The organism is Pseudomonas sp. BF-R-19, assembly GCF_019956445.1.
In the GTDB taxonomy this organism is placed as follows: Bacteria; Pseudomonadota; Gammaproteobacteria; order Pseudomonadales; family Pseudomonadaceae; genus Aquipseudomonas; species Aquipseudomonas fluorescens_BH.
Genome location: NZ_JAHBDN010000070.1, coordinates 135,615 through 154,026 on the forward strand (window position 1 = coordinate 135,615; position 18,412 = coordinate 154,026).

The 18,412-nt window shown below is 61.6% G+C and carries 17 protein-coding genes and 1 riboswitch; of the genes, 11 read left to right on the forward strand and 6 right to left on the reverse strand.

Annotated elements, in window-relative coordinates; translation table 11 throughout:
* Positions 1–12: 12 nt before the first annotated feature.
* From KGB28_RS20530 to KGB28_RS20545, 4 genes are all read right to left on the reverse strand, one after another.
* Positions 13–978 (reverse strand): metal ABC transporter ATPase, encoded by a 966-nt coding sequence (locus tag KGB28_RS20530; RefSeq protein ID WP_223447559.1) that lies wholly within the window; start codon positions 976–978, stop codon positions 13–15.
* 32 nt (positions 979–1,010) lie between these two features.
* A complete protein-coding gene (locus KGB28_RS20535) occupies positions 1,011–1,823 on the reverse strand; it encodes an aldo/keto reductase (RefSeq protein WP_223447561.1) in 813 nt (270 codons plus the stop codon).
* Positions 1,820–2,995, reverse strand: a complete 1,176-nt coding sequence (locus tag KGB28_RS20540; protein ID WP_223447563.1) for an NAD(P)/FAD-dependent oxidoreductase — start codon at positions 2,993–2,995, stop codon at positions 1,820–1,822. The genes KGB28_RS20535 and KGB28_RS20540 overlap by 4 nt, the downstream gene beginning before the upstream one ends.
* 197 nt (positions 2,996–3,192) lie before the next feature.
* Positions 3,193–3,525, reverse strand: a complete 333-nt coding sequence (locus KGB28_RS20545) for a DMT family transporter (RefSeq protein ID WP_015093202.1) — start codon at positions 3,523–3,525, stop codon at positions 3,193–3,195.
* Positions 3,526–3,628: 103 nt separating this feature from the next.
* Here KGB28_RS20545 and KGB28_RS20550 point away from each other — a divergent pair, with 103 nt between their 5' ends.
* Both KGB28_RS20550 and waaA read left to right on the forward strand, forming a co-directional pair.
* Positions 3,629–4,531: a LysR family transcriptional regulator gene (locus KGB28_RS20550; RefSeq protein ID WP_223447566.1), complete on the forward strand. Its 903-nt coding sequence runs from the start codon at positions 3,629–3,631 to the stop codon at positions 4,529–4,531.
* A gap of 11 nt (positions 4,532–4,542) precedes the next feature.
* On the forward strand, positions 4,543–5,820 hold the full coding sequence (waaA, locus tag KGB28_RS20555; protein WP_223447568.1) for a lipid IV(A) 3-deoxy-D-manno-octulosonic acid transferase: 1,278 nt from the start codon (positions 4,543–4,545) through the stop codon (positions 5,818–5,820).
* 108 nt (positions 5,821–5,928) lie between these two features.
* Here waaA and KGB28_RS20560 read toward each other — a convergent pair whose 3' ends face one another.
* On the reverse strand, positions 5,929–7,368 hold the full coding sequence (locus KGB28_RS20560; protein ID WP_223447570.1) for a TolC family outer membrane protein: 1,440 nt from the start codon (positions 7,366–7,368) through the stop codon (positions 5,929–5,931).
* Positions 7,369–7,572: 204 nt separating this feature from the next.
* A riboswitch (TPP riboswitch) is annotated at positions 7,573–7,678 on the forward strand.
* A gap of 165 nt (positions 7,679–7,843) precedes the next feature.
* Here KGB28_RS20560 and thiC point away from each other — a divergent pair.
* A complete protein-coding gene (gene thiC, locus KGB28_RS20565) occupies positions 7,844–9,733 on the forward strand; it encodes a phosphomethylpyrimidine synthase ThiC (RefSeq protein ID WP_046039775.1) in 1,890 nt (629 codons plus the stop codon).
* Positions 9,734–9,908: 175 nt separating this feature from the next.
* Positions 9,909–11,201 carry a putative hydroxymethylpyrimidine transporter CytX gene (cytX, locus tag KGB28_RS20570; RefSeq protein WP_223447572.1) on the forward strand — a complete coding sequence of 431 codons (1,293 nt, stop codon included), beginning with the start codon at positions 9,909–9,911 and terminating at the stop codon, positions 11,199–11,201.
* Here the strand turns inward: cytX and KGB28_RS20575 are convergent.
* A complete protein-coding gene (locus KGB28_RS20575; RefSeq protein WP_223447573.1) occupies positions 11,170–11,916 on the reverse strand; it encodes an RsiV family protein in 747 nt (248 codons plus the stop codon). The two genes, cytX and KGB28_RS20575, sit on opposite strands and share 32 nt — an antisense overlap.
* A 226-nt stretch (positions 11,917–12,142) precedes the next feature.
* On the opposite strand from KGB28_RS20575, the gene KGB28_RS20580 reads away from it, so the two are divergent.
* The 7 genes from KGB28_RS20580 (at position 12,143) to KGB28_RS20610 (ending at position 18,410) form a co-directional block, all read left to right on the forward strand.
* A complete protein-coding gene (locus KGB28_RS20580) occupies positions 12,143–12,760 on the forward strand; it encodes an NUDIX domain-containing protein (protein ID WP_150754798.1) in 618 nt (205 codons plus the stop codon).
* Positions 12,751–13,203, forward strand: coding sequence for a DUF1249 domain-containing protein (locus tag KGB28_RS20585; RefSeq protein WP_007977461.1), 453 nt, complete (start codon positions 12,751–12,753; stop codon positions 13,201–13,203). Before KGB28_RS20580 ends, KGB28_RS20585 begins: the two co-directional genes overlap by 10 nt.
* Positions 13,204–13,315: 112 nt before the next feature.
* On the forward strand, positions 13,316–14,131 hold the full coding sequence (cpdA, locus tag KGB28_RS20590) for a 3',5'-cyclic-AMP phosphodiesterase (protein ID WP_223447575.1): 816 nt from the start codon (positions 13,316–13,318) through the stop codon (positions 14,129–14,131).
* A gap of 206 nt (positions 14,132–14,337) precedes the next feature.
* Positions 14,338–14,946: a YqiA/YcfP family alpha/beta fold hydrolase gene (locus KGB28_RS20595; protein ID WP_223447577.1), complete on the forward strand. Its 609-nt coding sequence runs from the start codon at positions 14,338–14,340 to the stop codon at positions 14,944–14,946.
* Between the two features lie 49 nt (positions 14,947–14,995).
* On the forward strand, positions 14,996–16,900 hold the full coding sequence (gene parE / locus KGB28_RS20600; RefSeq protein ID WP_223447578.1) for a DNA topoisomerase IV subunit B: 1,905 nt from the start codon (positions 14,996–14,998) through the stop codon (positions 16,898–16,900).
* Complete coding sequence (locus KGB28_RS20605) at positions 16,900–17,889, forward strand: esterase-like activity of phytase family protein (protein WP_223447580.1); 990 nt, start codon at positions 16,900–16,902, stop codon at positions 17,887–17,889. The genes parE and KGB28_RS20605 overlap by 1 nt, the downstream gene beginning before the upstream one ends.
* Positions 17,886–18,410: a TIGR02281 family clan AA aspartic protease gene (locus KGB28_RS20610; RefSeq protein ID WP_223447581.1), complete on the forward strand. Its 525-nt coding sequence runs from the start codon at positions 17,886–17,888 to the stop codon at positions 18,408–18,410. The genes KGB28_RS20605 and KGB28_RS20610 overlap by 4 nt, the downstream gene beginning before the upstream one ends.
* Positions 18,411–18,412: the final 2 nt, after the last annotated feature.

Genomic DNA, 18,412 nt, shown 5'->3' on the forward strand with positions numbered 1-18,412 from the left:
CACTTGATCTTGCTATCGTGCCGCCTTGCGCGGCACGATTTTCTTCAGCAGCAATTTGGCCTTCCCGCGCAACCGCGCCAACCCTGAATCCTTCACCGGCGGGGTCAGACCCTGCTGCCTCACCCAGTCCTTCCAGCGAATTCGCTCATCGCGAACCAGCCAGCCTTCCTGTCGGGCAAAACTCTCGGCCAGATACAGTCCGCGCGTGCTGGCCGGGTATAGCTGATCCTTTTTCAAGGTGTACAGCTCAGCCATCGGGTGGCCGTCCTGCAAGGGCATCAAGTACAGGTCGGGTCGCTTGCGGTCGAGGCGGGCGACGAGTTGATCGCCTTCCAGCCTTTCATCGACATGGAACAGGCTCAGGGATTTGGCTTCCTTGGGAACGTCCAGGCGCAAGTCGTAGATCAGTTGCAGCGAGGCCGTTGGCAAATGCACGTAAGCCCGCGGGCGCTCTATCAGCATCAGGTTGGCGCAACGTACCGGCCGCGCCGAGCCGGATAGTGGCGACAAGCGAAACGGCAGGGCTTCACGGTAATGCAGGGCGGCCGAGTAGGGCGCTGGCAGCCAGGTGTCGTTGAACCGCCCACCGAGCCAGCCCTCCGGGGTTTCCAGCAGGCATTCTTCGGCTATCTCCTGGATCGCCGTGTGCAAGGGCAGGTTCAGTTCATGGGCCGGCACGTACCCGGAGATCAGCTTGAGCACCACATCGCCACGGTCCTGTCGGCGTTGGCGCACCAGCACCCAATAGTCGCGATTCTGCCAATGCAGGGTCAGGCGCACCGAAACCCCGAGATTGGCCAGTTCCAGGGCAAACCGTTCGCTGTTGCCGACCGTCACCGGCCGACGACGTTGCAGGGTCTGGGAGAAATTCAGCGGCCTGCCGACGCTCTGATAAGCCAGGCCTTCGGGGGTCGCTTCGACGAATAACGGCAGGGTCTTGAAGTTGCTCGGGTTCTTTCTGATGAGCGTACGCGACATGTCGGCTCCTGCTTAAGGCCGCGCGGGCGGCGTCAGTGGCTACGTAGGACCTGGGCAACGGTCGCGACATTGTGGGCGAGGTGCAGCGGATTGATGGTCCCGACAATAGCACTGGCAACACCCGGATGTTCAAACAACAACTCGAAACTGGCGCGCACCGGATCCACGCCCGGACTCAGGCAGACATGACCACTGGCGAGGGCTTTTTTGACCAGAATGGCTTTGCCGTGTGCAGCAGCATAGTCAATGACGGCCTTCTCGTTTTGTTCGTTCAGATTGTAGGTGATCATCGCGCAGTCGCCTTGCTCCAGCGCCTTCAAGCCACCGTCGACGGTTTTTCCGGAAAAGCCGAAACCGCGAATCTTGCCTTCGGCCTTGAGCTCGGCGAGAGTCTCGTAGACTTCGCAGTCATTGAGGATTGCCAGGTCATTGCCATCGGAGTGCACCAGCACCAGGTCGATGAAGTCCGTTTCCAGGCGTTGCAGGCTGCGTTCCACCGACATGCGTGTGTGTGCGGCGCTGAAATCGTGACGGGACTGGCCGTCGGCAAACTCTTCGCCGACCTTGCTGACAATCACCCAATCCTGACGCTGACCGCGCAGCAACGGGCCGAGGCGTTCTTCGCTGCGACCATAGGCCGGGGCGGTGTCGATCAGGTTGATACCCAGGTCGCGGGCGAGTTTGAGCAGCATGCGTGCTTCATCGTCATCGGGGATCTGGAAGCCGTTGGGGTACTTCACCCCTTGGTCGCGGCCCAGTTTCACCGTGCCCAGGCCCAGGGGTGAAACCAGCAGGCCGGTGCTGCCCAGCGGGCGATGCAAGTCGTGCAGGGTCGGTTGGCTCATGGCAGCAGTTGCTCCCAGGCCGGTACGCCCATCGGTGGCTTCGGCAGCTCAGGCAGTGCTGCCGGGGGGCTTGGCTGGATACCGTCGCGGGTCAGGCTGGCGATCACACGGTCGGCGAAGTCCGGCGCCAGGGCGAGCTTGGTCGGCCAGCCCACCAGCAGTCGGCCTTCCTCGGCCACAAAGGCGTTGTCGGGACGGGTCAGGCCTGATTGCAGCGGTTCGGCGCGATCCACGCGCAAGGTCGCCCATTGCACCGTGCTCAGGTCGATCCATGGCAGCAATTGGCCGAGTTCTTTCTGTGCGGTGGCGATCTGCTCGGCGGGCTCACGGGTCACGCCTTCGGATTCCGCGATATCGCCGCCCAGGTACCAGACCCATTGACCATCTGCCGCCGGGTGCGTGGTCACAGTGATACGCGGTTTGGTGCCACCACCCAGGCAGTGGGCGTACAGCGGTTTGAGGCTCGGCCCCTTGGCGATGATCATGTGCAACGGGCGGCGCTGCATGGCGGGTTGGCTCAGCCCCAGCGTTTCAAGCAATGCTGCGGTTCCGGCGCCGGCGCTCAGGACGATGCGCTGGGCACGGATCTCGCGCTCGTCCACCTTCAGGCCGACCAGCACGCCGCCTTCGAGCAGAGGCTCGATCTTCTGCCCGGCGAGCAAGCCATCTCCGGCCAGGTCGGCCAGGCGCTGGATCAGGCTCGGCACGTCGACCACCAGTTCCGCCAGGCGATAGACCTTGCCCTTGAAGCGCTTGTCTTGCAGGGCCGGCGGCAATTGCTCGCCCTTGACCTGATCGACGCGACCACGCACGGCTTTGCTGGCAAAGAAACTGGTGAGGTTGCCGGCGAGGGTGCCGGGGGACCAGAGGTAATGGGCTTCGGACAGCAGGCGCACGCCGGACAGGTCCAGCTCGCCGTTACCGGCCAGGGCTTCACGCCAGCGGCGCGGCATGTCGGCGATGGCTTCCGAGGCGCCGGTCAGGGCGCCGTGCAGCGCGTATTTGGCGCCGCCGTGGATGATGCCCTGGGACTTCACACTCTGCCCGCCGCCGAGGCTGGCGCTTTCCACCAGCACGGTCGAAAAACCCTGGCGCCGCAGGCGCGCATTCAGCCAGAGGCCGGCGACACCAGCGCCGACAATCAGAACGTCGGTGGAAATAACGGATGGCATTCGGCGACCTCTGTGTTCAAGACGAGGGCGCAGTATACAGACTCAATGTGCCGGGGAGAGGTGAACGCAGAACCTGTGGGAGCGGTGGTGCGGCATTCCGACTTGCTCGCGAAGGCGGTGTTTCATTCAACATTGATATTGACTGAACTGACGCCTTCGCGAGCAAGCCCGCTCCCACAACGGACCTCACTTCGTCCTTAGTGGCCGGCTGTTTTGGAGAACAGCTGGATGACCACAACACCCAGCACAATCAACGCCATTCCCAGCATCGCCGGCACGTCCAGCTTCTGCCCATAGATAAACAGTGCCGCGACGCTGACCATCACGATCCCCATGCCGGCCCACACGGCGTACGCCACGCCCACCGGAACGCTGCGCACCACCAGGGTCAGCATCCAGAAGGCAATGCCGTAACCGACGATGACCAGCACCAGTGGCAGTGGGGTGCTGAAGCCTTTGACCGCTTTCATCGAAACAGTGGCAATCACTTCGGCGCAGATGGCAATGGCCAGGTAGTAGTAGGCGGTCATGGGTCAATCCTCGTGTGAAGTGTTGCTCTCTGAGGTCGGCATTCTAGAGATTCGCCAGATGCGGTAAAGTCATTACCTATCTGTTCTGAAGATGGGTTGAGCCATGAGCATGCAATGGAATCTGGAGCAGCTGCGGTTGTTTGTCAGCGTGGCGGAGCAGCGTTCGTTTTCTGCCGTGGCACGGGATCAGCGCAAGGCGCAGTCGGCGGTCAGCAGTTCGATAGCGTTGCTGGAAGAAGACCTGGGCGTCAGCCTGTTCGACCGCAGCAGCGGCCGGCAGCCGAAACTCACTGAAGCCGGCACGGCTTTGCTGGACGAAGCGCGGGAGGTGTTGCGCCAGTGCGAACGGCTCAACGGTCGGGCGCTGGCGATGATGCGCGGGCAGGAAGCGCGACTGCGCGTGGCGCAGGATGAGGCGATGCCTTATCAGCCGATCATTGAAAGCTTCGAGGCCCTGGCGGAAAAATTTCCCAGCCTTGAAGTGCAACTGACCAGTGCCGCCCAAGGCGATGTCGCGCGCAAGCTGGTGGAGCGGCGCGCCGATCTGGGGCTGCTGTTCTTTCACGATCAGATTCCCGAAGCACTAGAGCGGCGGGTGCTGGGCAGCGTGGAAATGGTCACGGTGTGCGGCAAGGATCATCCGTTGGCGCGCAAAGGTTCAGTGGACGGCCAACAACTGGCGCAACATCGGCAGTTGCTGATGTCCACGGAGTCGAGCATTTATCCCGGCAGTGATCCCGCCAGCCCGCAGGTGTGGCGCGCCGACAGCTTCTATGTGATGGCCGAATGGCTGGTGCGCGGCCTCGGCTGGGCCTGGTTGCCACGCCACGTGGTGCAGTACCCGACTTATCAGAACCAGATGGTCGAACTGGTCAGCGAATGGACCCCGCCGGCCCTGGTGGTGGAGCTGGTGTGGCGCCGGGATGAACCGCTCGGTCCGGCCGCGCGTTGGCTCGCCGAACGTTTTGCCGTGCACTTGCAGGCGATTGGTGAAAAAAGCCGATAAACTCCGCCGCCATGAATAGAACTCTCTACACCGCGCTGTTTTATCTGGGGCTGCCATTGGTAGCGATTCGGCTTTGGCTGCGCGCGCGCAAGGCGCCGGCGTATGCCAGGCGCATCGGCGAGCGTTTTTCCTGCGGGATGCCGGCAATGAAACCGGACGGCATCTGGGTGCACGCCGTATCGGTGGGCGAAAGCATTGCTGCCGCACCGATGATTCGCGCCTTGCTGGCGCGTTATCCGGATCTGCCGATCACCGTGACCTGCATGACCCCGACCGGTTCGGAACGCATCCATGCACTGTTCGCCAATGAACCGCGCATCCAGCACTGTTATCTGCCCTATGACCTGCCTTGCGCTGCCCGGCGTTTCCTTGATCGGGTCCAGCCGAAACTGGCGGTGATCATGGAAACCGAGCTGTGGCCCAACCATATCCATCAATGCGCCAAACGCGGGATCCCCGTGGCGTTGGCCAATGCGCGGCTGTCCGAGCGTTCGGCCAGGGGTTACGGCCGGTTCCCCAAGCTGACCCAGCCGATGCTGGCGGAGATGAGCCTGTTTGCGGTGCAGACCGAAGCCGAGGCGCAACGCTTGCGCGACCTGGGCGCGCGGACCGAAACCGTCGAAGTGACCGGTTCGATCAAGTTCGACTTGACCATCGACCCGCAACTGCTGGAACGCGCCGTTGAGCTGCGCGGGCAATGGCAGGCGCTGGAGCGGCCGGTGTGGATCGCGGCCAGTACTCACGAAGGTGAGGATGAAGTGGTGCTGGCGGCCCATCGTCAGTTGTTGGTCAATCACCCCGATGCCTTGCTGATTCTGGTGCCGCGTCATCCGGAACGCTTCAATTCGGTGTACGGGTTGTGTCAGCAACAGGGGTTTGCCACGGTCCGCCGTTCCAGTGGCGATGCGGTCAGCGCGAATATTTCAGTGCTGCTGGGCGACACCATGGGCGAGTTGCTGTTTCTCTACGCCCTGGCTGACAGTGCGTTCGTCGGCGGCAGCCTGGTGCCGAATGGCGGGCATAACCTGCTGGAGCCGGCGGCTCTCGCCAAACCGGTGTTGAGCGGTCCGCATCTTTTCAACTTCCTCGAAATCGCCGCGCAGTTGCGCAGTGCCGGAGCGTTGCAGGAAGTGGAAGATGCCGAAGGGCTGGCGGTGGCGGTGCAGCGGCTGTTCGAACTGCCGCGAGATGCGCAGCGCATGGCAGAGGCCGGGTTGAACGTGATGCGCGCCAATCAGGGCGCATTGCAGCGCTTGCTGGACGGGTTGGGACGGTTGATCGACCGTTAGACCTGGTCGTACGCATTCGCGAGCAAGCCCGCTCCCACATTCGAACGCATTCCACAGGGAGGAACTCGGTTTAATGTGGGAGCGGGCTTGCTCGCGAAGCTTTTGCTTTTACTGATCAGGTCGCGCTTTCAACTGCTCCTCTGCCGCCTTGGCCAGATCCGGTGGCAGGAAGTCCTTGTCCGGGTTGTAGTTCGGATTGAGCCAGCGTGCCAGGACTTGCAGATCCCCCGGATTCAACGTGCCGGCCTGTTGCTTCAAGCGCAGGTTGTCGAGGATGTAGTCGTAGCGGGTGTTGTTGTAGTCGCGCACCGAGGTGTAAAGCGAGCGCTGCGCATCCAGCACGTCGACGATGTTTCGCGTGCCCACCTGATAGCCGATTTCAGTCGCTTCCACCGCGCTCTGGTTGGAGATGATCGATTGCTTGCGCGCCTGTACCTGCTCGACATCGGTGTTCACCGCGCGGTGCAGGTCGCGGGTGTTTTCCACGATGCTGCGGCGCAGGGATTCGCGTTGCTGCTCGGTCTGGTCCAGTTGTGCATAGGACTGACGCACCTGGGAGTTGATCAGGCCGCCGCTGTAGATCGGGATGTTCAGTTGCAGGCCCAGGGTCGTTTGGTCGACGTTGCCGCCGTATGCCTGGGGCAGGTTATTCGGGTTGCTGAAGCCCAGTGCGTCGTTGTCGCCTTTCTCGTACTTGGCGACCGCGTCAACCGTTGGCAAGTGCCCGGACCTGCGCTGCTTGAGGGTTTGCTCGGCGGCGCTGACGGCATAGTTGCTGGCCAACAGATTGAGGTTCTGCCTGCCCGCGGTTTCGACCCAGGCCTTGGCGTCGTTCGGTACTGGCGGCAGGATCGGCAGGTTATGGCTGATGCCCCAGATCGAGTTGTACTGGCGGTTGGTCAGGGTGATCAATGCTTCAAAGGCGTCGTCCACCTGGCGCTGCGCAACGATGCGGTTGGCGCGTGCGGTGTCGTAGCTGGCTTGTGAGTTCAATACGTCGGTCTTGTCCGAGAGGCCGACATCGAAGCGCTCGTTGGATTGATCGAGCTGGCGTTTGAACGCCGCTTCTTCGGCCTTGGTCGAGGCCAGGTTGTCCTGGGTGCGCAGCACGTTGAAATAGCTGTCAGCGGTTTGCAGGATCAGGTTTTGCTCGGTCGCCGAGAGTTGCAGGGCGGCCTGTTCGTTGACTTCCTTGGCGGCCTGGAACTGGAACCAGCGATCGGCGCGGAACAAGGGTTGCGCCAGGGTGGCCTGGTACGAGTGAGCATCGCGGTTGGTCGTGCCCGAAGGTTGATCGAGCGAGGTACGCACCTCGGCAACATTGGCGCCGCCCGAGAGGTTCGGCAGCAGCCCGGCACGGGCCTGGGGCACGACTTCTTTCTGCGCGCCGTATTGGGCGATGGCAGCCGCCAGGTCGGCGTTGTTGTTGACGGCTTCCTGATAAACGCTGACCAGGTCCGTCTTGGCCGATAAGGGCACATCTGCTGCCCAGGCCATTCCGTTGGACGCACAAGACACGGCGAGGGCCAGTGAGAGTTTGCGCAGCATAGACGATCCCTAGAATTGATATTACAGAGGTAATTTGAGCGCCAAGGCTAAGGCCCTGCTTTGACAGCGTCAATGCCGGCTCAGCGTAGCGAGTGTAGTTGTGCATTGGGGCGGCAACAATCCTGATACTGCGTGTAATAACGCCATTCATCATGGTATTTGCAGTGGGGTTGGCGTTCTTTGCCAGTTGTGTCTAGACTGGCCGGGTTCTTGTCGGGGTGCCTTGCTATGAGGCTGAGATCGAATAATTTCGGATCCCGTTGAACCTGATCAGGTTAGCGCCTGCGTAGGGAACAAGATTTCTCGTCACCCGGCGAGTCCTCTTGTGCTTCGTCCGGGATGTTGTTCGACAATCGAACACCCCTCGAGCACTGAGCACAGCACAGCTGGTTTTCCCAGCGCCCGTGCGTCCATTCGTTTACAGGTTCGCTCCGACAAAAATCCACTGCCTGGATGTGTGTCTGGAGAGCCCGTGATGACTACAAAAGCAAAAATCGCCACCAACCTGAGTGACTCGGCCAAGGTCGATCAGCAATCGGTTCAGCCGTTTACCCGTTCGCAAAAAATCTATGTTCAGGGCACTCGCCCGGACATCCTCGTGCCAATGCGCGAAATCAGCCTGGACGTGACGCCGACCGATTTCGGCGGCGAGGTCAACGCACCGGTTGTGGTGTATGACACCTCGGGCCCGTACACCGACCCCAATGTCATCATCGATGTGCGCAAAGGCCTGGCCGACGTGCGTTCGCCGTGGATCGAATCCCGTGGCGACACCGAGCGCCTGAGCGGCCTGAGCTCGAATTTCGGCCAGGAGCGCCTTGCCGATCCGGAGTTGACCAAGCTGCGCTTTGCCCACGTCAACAACCCGCGCCGCGCCAAGCCGGGTGCCAACGTCAGCCAGATGCACTACGCGCGCCAAGGCATCATCACCGCCGAGATGGAATACGTCGCCATCCGCGAAAACATGAAGCTGGAAGTGGCCCGCGCCGCCGGCCTGCTGGACCAGCAACATGCCGGCCACAGCTTCGGCGCCAGCGTGCCGAAAATCATCACCCCCGAATTCGTTCGTGACGAAATCGCCCGTGGCCGCGCGATCATTCCGGCCAACATCAACCACACCGAACTGGAACCGATGATCATCGGCCGTAACTTCCTGGTGAAGATCAACGGCAACATCGGCAACAGCGCCCTGGGTTCGTCCATCGAAGAAGAAGTGGCGAAACTGACCTGGGGCATTCGCTGGGGTTCGGACACGGTCATGGACCTGTCCACCGGCAAGCACATCCACGAAACCCGCGAGTGGATCATCCGTAACTCGCCAGTGCCGATCGGTACGGTGCCGATCTACCAGGCCCTGGAAAAAGTCGGCGGCGCGGCTGAAGACCTGACCTGGGAGCTGTTCCGCGACACGCTGATCGAGCAGGCCGAGCAGGGCGTCGACTACTTCACCATCCACGCCGGCGTGCTGTTGCGTTACGTGCCGATGACCGCGAAGCGCGTGACCGGCATCGTCTCCCGCGGCGGTTCGATCATGGCCAAGTGGTGCCTGGCGCACCATAAAGAGAACTTCCTCTACACCCATTTCGAAGACATCTGCGAAATCATGAAGGCCTACGACGTCAGCTTCTCGCTGGGCGATGGCCTGCGTCCGGGCTCGATTGCCGACGCCAACGACGAAGCGCAGTTCGGCGAACTGGAGACCCTCGGCGAGCTGACCAAGATTGCCTGGAAGCACGACGTGCAGTGCATGATCGAAGGCCCGGGCCACGTGCCGATGCAGTTGATCAAAGAGAACATGGACAAGCAGCTGGAGTGCTGCGACGAGGCGCCGTTCTACACCCTCGGCCCGCTGACCACCGACATCGCGCCGGGCTACGACCACATCACCTCCGGCATCGGTGCGGCGATGATCGGCTGGTTCGGTTGCGCCATGCTCTGCTACGTCACGCCGAAAGAACATTTGGGCCTGCCGAACAAGGATGACGTGAAGACCGGGATCATCACCTACAAGATCGCCGCGCATGCCGCCGATCTGGCGAAGGGGCACCCGGGCGCACAGATCCGCGACAATGCCTTGAGCAAGGCGCGTTTCGAATTCCGTTGGGAAGACCAGTTCAACCTGGGCCTCGATCCGGACACCGCGCGTTCGTATCACGATGAAACCCTGCCGAAGGATTCGGCCAAGGTCGCGCACTTCTGCTCGATGTGCGGGCCGAAATTCTGCTCGATGAAGATCACTCAGGAAGTCCGCGAGTATGCGGCCAACCAGCGGATCGAAGCGGTCGACGTGGACGTCGCCCAGGGCATGGCCGAACAGGCTGAGCGCTTCAAGCAGGAAGGCAGTCAGCTGTATCAGAAAGTTTGATCTGACCCGGGATTGACGGTGCCTTTGGTGCCGTCTTCGCGAGCAAGCCCGCTCCCACATTAGACCGCGTCCGCCCGGACAACTCGGTCAACTGTGGGAGCGGGCTTGCTCGCGAAAGCGCCAGTTCAGACACCGAAACTCCCAATAACAAAATGTGTCCCTCTGAGATAACACCTTGAGCATTCAACCCAGCACTTACTCTCCTGATATCGCGGTGCCGACCGACAAACGTGTCTTCGGCGGCCGCGACCTGTTTTCCCTGTGGTTTTCCCTTGGCATCGGCCTGATGGTGTTGCAGACCGGTGCATTGCTCGCGCCAGGCCTGGGCCTGTCCGGTTCGTTGCTGGCGATTTTTCTCGGCACCCTGGTCGGCGTTCTGCTGCTGGCCGCCGTCGGGGTGATTGGCAGTGACACCGGCCTGTCGTCGATGGCCGCGCTCAAGCTCAGCCTCGGTGCCAAAGGCGCGAGCCTGCCGGCGGTGCTGAACCTGCTGCAACTGATCGGCTGGGGTTCGTTCGAAATCATCGTCATGCGCGATGCCGCCAGCCTGCTGGGCGCGAAGGCTTTCAGCGACGGTAGCTGGCTGTCCAATCCGATAATATGGACGCTGTTCTTCGGCGCACTGGCGACCTTGCTGGCCGTTAGCGGCCCATTGACGTTCGTGCGGAAGATCCTGCGCAAATGGGGCATCTGGCTGCTGCTGGCCGCGTGCATCTGGCTGACCTGGAACTTGTTCGCCAAGGCTGACCTGGCCGCGTTGTGGGCCCAGGCCGGTGACGGTTCGATGCCGTTTGCCGTGGGTTTCGACATCGCCATTGCCATGCCGCTCTCGTGGTTGCCACTGATCGCCGACTATTCGCGCTTCGGCAAGCGGGCGAAAAACGTCTTCGGTGGCACCGCCATCGGTTTCTTCATCGGTAATTTCTGGCTGATGAGCCTGGGCGTGGCCTACACCCTGGCGTTCGCGCCGAGCGGTGAAGTCAATGCCTTGCTGCTGGCGCTGGCCGGTGCGGGCCTGGGGATTCCGCTGCTGCTGATTCTTCTGGATGAATCGGAAAACGCCTTTGCCGATATTCACTCGGCAGCGGTGTCCAGCGGGATTTTGTTGCGCGCCAAAGTCGAGCACCTGGCCCTGGCCATAGGCGTTATCTGCACGCTGATTGCCCTGTTGGCGCCGTTGGCCCAGTACCAGAACTTCCTGCTGCTGATCGGTTCGGTGTTTGCGCCGTTGTTCGGTGTGGTGCTGGTGGACCACTTCATCCTGCGCAAGCGCAGCGCCCAGGTGGCCTCGGCCGCATTGCGCTGGCCGGCGCTGCTCGCCTGGCTGGGCGGGGTCAGCACCTATCACTTGTTGGCCAACCTGTATCCGGATGTCGGTGCAACCCTGCCGGCACTGGTAGTGGCAGGGTTGCTCCAGCTAGTGCTGGGCCGGGTCTTCAGTTACGGCCGGGAAACAGCTCGGGCTTGATGATGCCGTTCAGGCGAGGGTAGGGGATCTTCAGTTCGACATGGCCCAGCGCGTAAGGCGCGATGGTGCTGGTTTCGTACTTGAGGATCACACCGCCGTAGGTCAGCGCCACGTTCTGGGTTTTCTGGAACGGCCAGCTCTTCACGAACTCCGGTTCCTGATCGAGCTTGGTGCTGATCAGCCAGCTGTTGTGTGCCACCTGCGCGGCTTTCCAGAACGCGTCTTCCTGCCCTGGCACCAGCATGTCCGACAGCGTCAGCACTTTATGTTGCTGGCGTGAATAGTTGATGAAGCCCCGGCCCGGCGTGCCATGGGCACCGCCGGTGTCCAGATAGCTGGACAATTCGACGATCACCAAGCCGTCATGCTGCTCACGTACCTTTGCCTGCAAGTAGCTGCTGTTGCGCGGGCCGGCTGTACGCAAAAACTCTTCGCGATAGGCCGCCAGGGTCGGCGCGACCGGCGCATCAGGGGAAGTCCGGGTCATTTGCAGCAGGCGCTTTTCGATGATGCCGTCCAGTGCTGGCTCGTCCGGGAAGTGCAGGGTGTCGATGTTGACCAGAGGGCAATCCGGGTTGCTGCAACCGGGCTTGAGTTGCTCGGAGGCGTCGCGGGTGGTTTCCAGCGGCGCCCGGTAATTGGGCTGGAACAGGCTCGCGCAAGCGCCCAGGGTCAGGGCGATAGCGGCCACGGAAGCAATTTTGAAAAGCGACATGAGCGTCCTTTCTGAAACAGGGGAAGGCAAAAAGTTACCCGCTTCGACTATCAACGGGGCAGTCAGTTCGCCACTAAGCTAATTAGAGTGGGTTTCGCCCTCACCGTCCATCCCGCTGACGGGAAAGGGGCTGCATCAAACATCACGGGCGCGTTAGGATGGCGCGAAGTCGAGGCCCAGGAAAAAAAGCAGCCTCGAACAGGATTTGCAGTAAAAGAGGATAGTCATGACGGATTTTGCCAACGCCATTCCGACCGCCGTTGATATCGTGCGGCGCGAAAAGTGCTACGAGGGCTTCTACAAACTCGAACGCGTGCACTTGCGCCACGAATTGTTCGCCGGGGGCATGAGCCGCGAGATCAATCGTGAAGTGTTCGTTCGCCATGACGCGGTATGCATGCTGCCTTACGATCCACAACGCGATGAAGTGGTGCTGATCGAGCAGTTTCGCGTCGGTGCCATGGACAAGACCGACAATCCGTGGCTGATCGAACTGGTCGCTGGTCTGATCGACAAGGATGAAGTGCCGGAAGCAGTTGCTCACCGCGAGGCGCAGGAGGAAGCTGGGCTTGAAATCGGGGCGCTCTGGCCGATGACCAAATACTTTCCATCGCCGGGCGGCAGCAACGAATTCGTGCATCTGTACCTGGGGCGTTGCGACACTACCGGGGTTGGCGGCCTGCATGGGCTGGAGGAAGAGGCAGAAGACATCCGCGTCACGGTCTGGGCTTTCGAAGATGCCCTGCAAGCCGTGCGCGACGGGCGTATTGCCAACGCGGCGAGCATCATTGCCTTGCAATGGCTGGCTTTGAACCGCGTTGAAGTGAGGGGGTTATGGTCGTAAACAAGCTGCGCGATCGCTATCGGGTGGACCTGGTGGGGCTGCAAGCATCCTGCGAGGCGAACTACGCGCGCCTGATGCGACTGCTGCCGGACATGCGCAGCGAGCCCGCCGCGCGGCGCATCGCCGTGACCCATGGCGACCAGATGCTCGGCGTGCTGGCGCTGGAAGTGCTGCTGACCTGTCCTTACACCACGACCCTGCAAGTGCGTCAGGAACACAGCCTGCCCTGGCTGCCGGTGCCGCAACTGGAAGTGCAGGTCTATCACGACGCGCGCATGGCCGAAGTGGTCAGCGCCGAACATGCACGACGCTTTCGCGGCATCTATCCTTACCCGAACGCCTCGATGCACCAGCCGGACGAAAAGGCCCAGCTGAACATGTTTCTGGGCGAATGGCTGAGCCATTGCCTGGCGCTGGGGCATGAGTACGAAGTAGTACGTTAGTTGTGAAGCGCAGTTGTGAACTGCGTCAGGTTCACGGATTTCCTCTTTCGATCGTCCCCCAGCATAATTGCGGCACTTACCCATCCCCGTGATCACGCCCTGGGAGAACGCCTTGCCGAGCGTATCCACATTGACCACCGCCGATCCGGCGTTGCTGGTGCAACTCTCCGACAGCCACCTGTTTGCCGAAGCGGACGGCGCGCTGCTGGGCATGAACACCCGCGACAGCCTGCAAAAGGTCATCGAGCTGGTGCGCGCGCAACAGCCGCGGATTGACTTGATCCTGGCCACGGGTGATCTGTCCCAGGACGGGACGCTGGAGTCCTACCAGCAGTTTCGCGACATGACACGCCAGCTCGATGCGCCGGCGCGCTGGATTCCCGGCAATCACGATGAGCCGTGGATCATGGCTGAGGCGGCGGTGCAGAGCGCTTTGCTCGAACCGGTGGTGGATATCGGTAACTGGCGGGTCACGTTGCTCGATTCGGCGGTGCCAGGCTCGGTGCCGGGGTATTTGCAGGATGAGCAGCTGCAGTTGCTTGCCCGCTCATTGAGCGAAGCACCGGAACGTCATCATCTGGTGTGCTTCCACCATCACCCGGTGTCCATCGGTTGTGCATGGATGGAACCGATTGGCTTGCGTAATCCCGAGGCGCTGTTCGCCGTGCTGGACCGTTTCGAACAGGTGCGCGCGGTGTTGTGGGGGCATGTGCACCAGGAAATCGACCAGATGCGCAATGGCGTGCGGTTGATTGCCTCGCCCTCGACCTGCATCCAGTTCGAGCCCGGCAGCGAGGATTTCAAGGTCGGGGAGCAGGCGCCCGGGTATCGCTGGCTGCGGTTGCTGCCCGATGGGCGGCTGGAAACCGGGGTGGAGCGGGTCACCGGGTTCGATTTCACTGTGGATTACGGTTCCAACGGCTACTGAGGTTTTCATTTTTTTTGGAAAACCTAGTCGCGCCCTTCGCGAGCAAGCCCGCTCCCACAGGGGGGCTTGTGACCGACGCAGGTCCAGTGTGGGAGCGGGCTTGCTCGCGAAGGCGTCTACACAGAAGCCGTGAATTCTGTGGATATCCCCGATTCCCCCGAGTCCCTGTAAACTCCACCACTTTAGCCGACGCACAGGGAGCTCAAATGTCCGGTTCGATCCTTTATATCCACGGCTTCAACAGCTCGCCGTTATCGAAGAAGGCCTGCCAGTTGATCGAGGTGATGGACCGTCTGGGCCTGAGCGAACACTTGCGCGTTCCGGCATTGCATCATCACCCGCGCCAGGCTATCGAGCAGCTGGAGCAGGCGATTGCCGAGCTGGGGCGGCCACTGCTGGTCGGCAGCTCGCTCGGCGGCTACTATGCCACTCACCTGGCCGAGCGCCTTGGCTTGAATGCCCTGTTGATCAACCCTGCCGTCAGCCCGCACCGGATGTTCGACGGCTTTCTGGGAACGCAGAAAAACCTGTACACCGAACAGACCTGGGAAATGACCCACGACCACGTGACGGCCCTGGCCGAACTGGAAGTGCCGGCGCCCCAGGATCCGCAGCGTTATCAGGTATGGTTGCAGACAGCTGACGAAACGCTGGACTATCGCCTCGCCCAGCAGTATTACCGGGCATGCGCCTTGCGTATCCAGGCCGGCGGCGACCACAGTTTCCAGGGTTTTGCCACGCGACTGCCGGCCATATTGAGTTTTGCCGGCATTGGCGCCGATTTGTATCAGGCAATCGATTTCACTGCATTGTGAGCGATAGCCCATGAATTCTTTTTTCACCGAACACTGACGACGAGACCCCATGGCCACTCCCAGCGCTAGCTCTTATAACGCAGACGCCATCGAAGTCCTCTCGGGCCTCGACCCGGTGCGCAAACGCCCCGGCATGTACACCGACACCAGTCGGCCGAACCACCTTGCCCAGGAAGTCATCGACAACAGTGTCGACGAAGCCTTGGCCGGGCATGCCACATCGGTACAAGTGATCCTGCATGCCGACCATTCCGTGGAAGTCAGCGACGACGGCCGTGGCATGCCGGTGGACATTCACCCCGAGGAAGGAGTTTCGGGCGTTGAGTTGATCCTCACCAAGCTGCATGCCGGTGGCAAGTTTTCCAACAAGAACTACCAGTTCTCCGGCGGTCTGCACGGGGTGGGTATTTCCGTGGTCAACGCCTTGTCCACCGAAGTGCGGGTGCGTGTAAAGCGTGACGGCAACGAATACCAGATGACCTTCAAGGATGGCTACAAGGCCACCGAGCTGGAAGTCATCGGTACGGTCGGCAAGCGCAACACCGGCACCAGCGTGTTCTTCGCGCCGGATCCGAAATACTTCGACTCCCCGAAATTCTCCATCAGCCGCCTCAAACATGTGCTCAAGGCCAAGGCTGTGTTGTGCCCGGGGCTGCTGGTCAGCTTTGAAGACAAGGCCACCGGCGAGAAAGTCGAATGGCATTACGAAGACGGCCTGCGTTCCTATTTGGTCGACGCGGTCAGCGAATTCGAGCGCCTGCCGAACGAACCGTTCTGCGGCGCTTTTGCCGGTAACAAGGAAGCGGTGGACTGGGCACTGCTGTGGCTGCCCGAAGGTGGCGACGCGGTCCAGGAAAGCTACGTCAACCTGATCCCGACCGCCCAGGGCGGCACCCACGTCAACGGTCTGCGTCAGGGCCTGCTCGATGCGATGCGCGAGTTCTGCGAGTTCCGCAGCCTGTTGCCGCGCGGCGTGAAGCTGGCGCCGGAAGACGTCTGGGAACGCATCGCCTTCGTGCTGTCGATGAAGATGCAGGAACCGCAATTCTCTGGCCAGACCAAGGAGCGCCTGTCGTCCCGTGAGGCGGCGGCGTTCGTCTCTGGTGTGGTCAAGGATGCGTTCAGCCTGTGGCTCAATGCCAACCCGGAAACCGGCATGCTGCTGGCAGAACTGGCGATCAACAACGCCGGCCGTCGCCTCAAGGCCAGCAAGAAGGTCGAGCGCAAACGCATTACCCAAGGCCCGGCGCTACCGGGCAAACTGGCCGACTGTGCCGGGCAGGACCCGATGCGTTCCGAGCTGTTCCTGGTGGAAGGTGATTCCGCCGGCGGCTCGGCCAAGCAAGCGCGGGACAAGGAATTCCAGGCGATCCTGCCGTTGCGCGGCAAGATCCTGAATACCTGGGAAGTCGACGGCAGCGAAGTGCTGGCCAGCCAGGAAGTGCACAACATCGCCGTGGCCATCGGCGTCGACCCGGGTGCGGCGGACATGAGCCAGCTGCGCTACGGCAAGATCTGCATCCTCGCCGACGCCGACTCCGACGGCCTGCACATCGCAACCTTGCTCTGCGCCTTGTTCGTCCAGCATTTCCGCCCGTTGGTGGATGCCGGTCACGTCTACGTCGCGATGCCGCCGTTGTACCGTATCGACCTGGGCAAAGAGATCTACTACGCCCTCGATGAAGCCGAACGCGATGGCATCCTCGATCGCCTGGTGGCCGAGAAGAAGCGCGGCAAGCCGCAAGTTACCCGATTCAAGGGTCTGGGCGAAATGAACCCGCCACAGCTGCGCGAGACCACCATGGACCCGAACACCCGGCGTCTGGTGCAGTTGACCCTGGAAGATTTCGAGGCCACCTCGGAAATGATGGATATGCTGCTGGCGAAGAAACGCGCTGGCGACCGCAAGACCTGGCTGGAGTCCAAGGGCAACCTGGCCGAGGTGCTGGGCTGATGCGTCTGGGCTTTGCCCTGGCCTGTGGGTTGCTGCTGACGTCGATTACGGTATCTGCCGAGCCGGCGCCACAGCTGCGCGTGTTGTCCGGGCATGTCGTCGACGGCATGCGCGGTGGCAACCTGTCCGGGCTGGCGCAGTGCGGCAATGACCTGTGGGCAGTTTCCGACCGCGACGATGATCAGATCTACCGCCTCGATACCCGCGAATCCGTGTGGCAGGCACAAACGGTGCACATCGACGTACCGCCGGTGCCTGACAGCGGTTTGCCCTGGGGGCTGAAGTCTCGCGTCTGGGGGGCTTCGTTCGTGCGTGGCGGTGATCTGGACTTCGAAGGCATCACCTGCGACGGCGCCGGCAATCGCTACATCGTCAGCGAAGGCCATGCCGCTGTCTTGCAAGTGCCACCCGCGGGGCCCGTCACCTGGCTGAAAATCTCGCCGATGCTGGTTCGCGAGGCCCGGGCCCGAGGCCTGCTGTTGCAGTTCAATGCATTGTTCGAAGGGCTGGCGGTCAATTTGGCAGGCGATCAGATGTGGTTCGCCGCCGAGCGGCAAGGCCGGGGACTGCTGATGATCAAGCGCAAACAGACCCTGTGGGATTGCGACGGTGGTTGCGTGCTGCTGAGCGAGGCGGGCATGGAAATGCAGCCAGAGCAGTTTCCCCATGCCAAGCCCGTGCCGCGGGATTTTTCTGACCTGTCGCTGTTCAATGGCAAGCTGTTCACCCTTGAACGCAACGCCTACCAGATCTGCCGCCGGGATCCGCAGACGGCCAAGGTCGAGCGCTGCTGGTCGTACGCCGCCGAGTTGTTGCAGGAAAACCGTCGTTATCCACAGAACTACGGGCTGGAAGAAGCGTTGATCGTGGATGCCGATGGCGCCTGGATCGGTGTCGACAACAATTTTGGTGCGCGAGCCGATGGCGAAGTCCGTCCTGTGGTCTGGCGCTTCGCTGCACCGGAAGGTGGCTGGAGTGCCAGGCCATGAGACAACAACGCCCGGGGCAGCGTATCGGCCGGGTGTTCATGGTGCTGGCCTGGTGTGCCGCGCTGTTTCTGGCCACGCGATTTTTCGCTCAGTGGGAAGCGCGTCAGCAAAATCCGAATGTGGTGGTCAGCTCGGAGCAGGGTGAAGGTTTCATCGAGGTGAAACTGGTGAGCAACGCTCAGGGGCATTTCGTCGCCAGCGGACAGATCAACGGCCAGCCGGTGGACTTCATGCTCGATACCGGGGCGACCGATGTGTCGATTCCGGCGGGCCTGGCCAAGCGCTTGAAGCTCGAAGAAGGATTCGGCGTGACCCTGAGCACGGCCAATGGCCTGAGCCAGGGCTATCGCACCCGTATCGAACGCCTGCAACTGGGCGACATCGTGTTGCGGGATGTACGCGCACTGGTGGCCCCGGGGCTGCATGGCGATCAGGTGTTGCTCGGCATGAGCGCACTGAACAAACTTGAATTTACCCAGCGCGGTGGCACCATGCTGCTGCGCCAGACAACGAACCGATGAGG

Coding starts and splice junctions, on each gene's coding strand:
- KGB28_RS20530 (WP_223447559.1), bottom strand. CDS start 978: ATGTCGCGTACGCTCATCAGAAAGAACCCGAGCAACTTCAAGACCCTG.
- KGB28_RS20535 (WP_223447561.1), bottom strand. CDS start 1,823: ATGAGCCAACCGACCCTGCACGACTTGCATCGCCCGCTGGGCAGCACC.
- KGB28_RS20540 (WP_223447563.1), bottom strand. CDS start 2,995: ATGCCATCCGTTATTTCCACCGACGTTCTGATTGTCGGCGCTGGTGTC.
- KGB28_RS20545 (WP_015093202.1), bottom strand. CDS start 3,525: ATGACCGCCTACTACTACCTGGCCATTGCCATCTGCGCCGAAGTGATT.
- KGB28_RS20550 (WP_223447566.1), top strand. CDS start 3,629: ATGAGCATGCAATGGAATCTGGAGCAGCTGCGGTTGTTTGTCAGCGTG.
- waaA (WP_223447568.1), top strand. CDS start 4,543: ATGAATAGAACTCTCTACACCGCGCTGTTTTATCTGGGGCTGCCATTG.
- KGB28_RS20560 (WP_223447570.1), bottom strand. CDS start 7,368: ATGCTGCGCAAACTCTCACTGGCCCTCGCCGTGTCTTGTGCGTCCAAC.
- thiC (WP_046039775.1), top strand. CDS start 7,844: ATGACTACAAAAGCAAAAATCGCCACCAACCTGAGTGACTCGGCCAAG.
- KGB28_RS20575 (WP_223447573.1), bottom strand. CDS start 11,916: ATGTCGCTTTTCAAAATTGCTTCCGTGGCCGCTATCGCCCTGACCCTG.
- KGB28_RS20580 (WP_150754798.1), top strand. CDS start 12,143: ATGACGGATTTTGCCAACGCCATTCCGACCGCCGTTGATATCGTGCGG.
- KGB28_RS20585 (WP_007977461.1), top strand. CDS start 12,751: ATGGTCGTAAACAAGCTGCGCGATCGCTATCGGGTGGACCTGGTGGGG.
- KGB28_RS20595 (WP_223447577.1), top strand. CDS start 14,338: ATGTCCGGTTCGATCCTTTATATCCACGGCTTCAACAGCTCGCCGTTA.
- parE (WP_223447578.1), top strand. CDS start 14,996: ATGGCCACTCCCAGCGCTAGCTCTTATAACGCAGACGCCATCGAAGTC.
- KGB28_RS20605 (WP_223447580.1), top strand. CDS start 16,900: ATGCGTCTGGGCTTTGCCCTGGCCTGTGGGTTGCTGCTGACGTCGATT.
- KGB28_RS20610 (WP_223447581.1), top strand. CDS start 17,886: ATGAGACAACAACGCCCGGGGCAGCGTATCGGCCGGGTGTTCATGGTG.